The 3,163-nt window shown below is 71.5% G+C and carries 3 protein-coding genes; all 3 read right to left on the minus strand.

Annotation, left to right across the window (positions count from 1 at the left end):
- Nucleotides 1-1,569 (minus strand): hypothetical protein (locus VGW35_08505; protein HEV8307696.1); only part of this gene is annotated, 1,569 nt, incomplete at its 3' end.
- Between the two features lie 49 nt (nt 1,570-1,618).
- Nucleotides 1,619-1,801, minus strand: coding sequence for a hypothetical protein (locus tag VGW35_08510; protein ID HEV8307697.1), 183 nt, complete (start codon nt 1,799-1,801; stop codon nt 1,619-1,621).
- Nucleotides 1,798-3,163, minus strand: a 1,366-nt coding sequence (locus VGW35_08515; protein ID HEV8307698.1) for a hypothetical protein, incomplete at its 5' end; no start/stop codon positions are given. The genes VGW35_08515 and VGW35_08510, both read right to left, overlap by 4 nt.

Below are 3,163 nucleotides of genomic sequence, written 5' to 3' on the forward strand. Positions count from 1 at the left end.
CTTGTCCGGGCCGCCCACATGGCCGCACCCGAACCCGTACCAGACCGGCGCGACGGGGGTGACGGTCGCGCCGCGCAGCAGGGATGGCGGGATGTCCCGGTACTTGGCGAAGTGCTGCCGTCTCCCGATCCGGGGCGTCACGTCCCAGCCCCCCTCGGGCGCCTCGTAGTAACAGTCGCGGTCGCTGAGCGGCCCGGCAGTGACCTGATCGGTCGCCTGGAGGGCGGCTCGGGCGAAAATCCCCGTGATCTGGACCGCGGAGCGCTTGCGGGCGCCCGCCGGGCTGCGCCGCACGACCGCATCCTGGGTCACGTCGAAGAGACGCTGGACGCCCGCCAGCACGAACTTCAGGCGGGCGAGCGCCGCTGGGTCGCTGGTCGCCGCGTACCGGAAGGCCTCGGCGGCGAGGTAGTGCCCGGTCCAGATGGCCGAGTCGGCCTCCACGCCGAAGGAGCGCCGCTCGGCGATCTGCGGCCCACGGATGGGCGTGAAGTCGATCGCGAACACGCCGCCGTAGGGGATGTGCGGGACGATGGCTTGCTCGAGCTGGAGGGCCGGTGTCGCGTAGTCCGCCCCGGTCGGCGGGGGCGGGGTTGTGCCGCGCGGATGGCCCTGCCCCCACGTCCGTGGGAGGCCCCCGGCGAGCGGCTGGAGGATGTCGGGGGCGGGCACGTGGACCGTCGGCAGCGTGAGGCTGAAGGGGACGGAGACGCGCCCGACGCGCTTGAGTTTGATGGAAAGACGCCCCGTCAGGCGCAGCGTCATCCGGTCGAGTGGGCTGACCTCGCTCCCCGGGTCTCCGGACGACGTGAAGCGCATGATGAGGTCGCCCCCGAGCCGCGCCTCGAGGATCCCGAAGTCGTCGCCGATGTCGAAGGCCTGAAACGGACCCCGCAGGGTCAGGCTCCCGTCGCTCGGGTCGACGCGGACCGTGATGCTGACGGGGATGCTGATGGGAATCGCGCCATCCCCGCCGAGCTTGAGGCGAGCGTTGACGGTCGCATTCACGACCCGCGGCCCGGGCCGCGTCTGATCGGTCGGGTCGAGCTGGGCCCGGGTGGTGAGCTTGACGTCCCAGACGCGGAGCCCGAAGGGAACGCTGGGGCTCACACTGAAGATGGTCTCACCGCCCACCCGGACCCTGGCAGTGGCCTTCAGCGTGCCCCGCACCTTGAAGCTCCAGCCGCCCTCCAGCGGGGCCTCGAGAGTGAATCCGGTGAGCGACGCCGCGCTGAACCCCGGCGGGGAGGCGATGTCCACGTCGGCCCCGGCGTTCTTCACCCACATCCGGAACCTCCAGTTGAGCGTGCCTCCCCCGTGATCGTTGGCCAGATCCTGGTCCTCCAGCCCGCGGACGATGGCCTCCTCCGCGTCCCCCTCGGCCTGCCGGGAGAGTCCGGCCCAGGGGAGGGCCATCAGGCGGTTGGCGGCCAGGACGGCCGGGTCGGTGATCGCCTCCGGCGAGGGATCGACCGCCCCGTCGGGCGCCGACGCGCGAGCGGCCGGCGCGGCCCCGAGCAGGACAAGGATCAGGACCAGACCCCATAGCAAGACGCGTCGCGTGTTCATGGTACCCCCCTTTCGGATCGTCGACCGATGCGCTCCGTGTGAGGCAGCTTCAGTGCCAAGCGTGAGCGCCGATTCGGCAGCCCCGGTCCCTCACGGTCAGGAGGCCGCCACCGTCGCCAGTCAGGAACACGGCGAGTCCGGGCAGCGGCGGGCCGGCCAGGGCGATGACCGGCCCGCTCGCGCCCAGCGCCAGGACCAGGAGGCTTCCGCCCAGGAGGCGCCCGGGCATCACGGCCGGGGCACGACGCCGAGATACACGCCGAGCCAGTAGGCCAGGAGATAATCCACCCCCGGCCCTTCCCGGTTCAGGTCGGACCCGCACCGCCGGATCATCTCCTCGGTCGGTACCCGCCCCAGGCCCACCGAGCACCGGGGATCCCCGAACTTGAGCGCGTAGCCGAAGGGCGAGACCTCCCACATGTAGTCCATCCCGCCGCCGATCCGCCCGGTGGGGGGCATCGCGAACGTCACCTGGTAGCCCTTGCCGCCGCCTTCTAGGGGCCGGTAGACGGCCACGTCGTTCGGCCAGCGGCGGACCTGATACTTCGGGTCGGCGACGAAGTTACGCGGGATCCCGGTCCCGCCCGCCGGCAGCAGCAGCCGCCGGCGCTCGAGAAAGTCGGCCAGGATGCTCCGGATCTCGTCCTTGAGGGTGAGCTGCGGGTTCGACCCCGAGGGCTCCAGGGCGACGCTCGCACGCCGCGCCGGCAGCTCGATCAGGATCCGGCTCAGGTTGAAGTAGGCGCTCCGGTGGTGGCGGGTGGCCTTCCGCAGCATGCGATAGGCGGTCAGATACCCGGCTCGGCGCGTCTCGTCGGTCTCGAGGAAGAGCGGGAGCAGCCCTCCGGCGTGGGCCAGGTTGAACTTGTAGTACTTCGGGACCGGGTCGAGCACGCTGAACCAGGTGGGCAGCCACGCCGCCCCGGCCGCGGCGACATCCCGGTCGTAGCGCGGGCCGTACTTGCCCGGATTGACCAGCCGGCCGATCAGGAGGAAGGCGAGCTGCTGGTCGAAGTTCCCGATGAAGAACGTGGCGGCCCGGTTCTCGGGCGGGAGCACGACGGTCCAGTGGTTCTCGAGCAGATGATCGAGCGTCTGCTCGATCAGCTTCTTCGCCGTGCGCCGGACGTCGGCATCGGGGACCAGCGCGTAGGCGTACGCCAGGCCCATCATGACCCCGGTGTACTGGTCCCGGCTGATGGCGTGATCGCCGCCGTAGGAGCCGCACCCGAAGCCGTACCAGACCTTGCCGACCGGCGTGATGGCCGTCGCGGACCGGAGCTGAAACGGAGGAATGGCGGAGAACTTGGCGTAGTGGAACGTCCGGCCCCCCGCCACCACGTCCCAGCCGCCCTCGGGCGCCTCGTAGTAGCAGGGCCGGCTGCTCAGTGGCCCCTCGGAGAACCCGTGCCCGTCCGTCGAGGGCGAGAGCGCGCTGCGGGCGAAGATCCCCGCGTACTGGACGGCCGCGCGCGTGCGGTGCCCGTCCTCGAACCGGACCGCCGCGTCCTGGGTGACGTCGAAGAGGCGCTTGACCCCGCCCAGCACTCGCTTCACGCGGTCGAGGGCGGCCGGGCTGCCCGTCGCCGCGAAC

Source organism: Candidatus Methylomirabilota bacterium, assembly GCA_036005065.1.
Classification (GTDB): Bacteria; Methylomirabilota; Methylomirabilia; order Rokubacteriales; family DASRDR01; genus DASYQW01.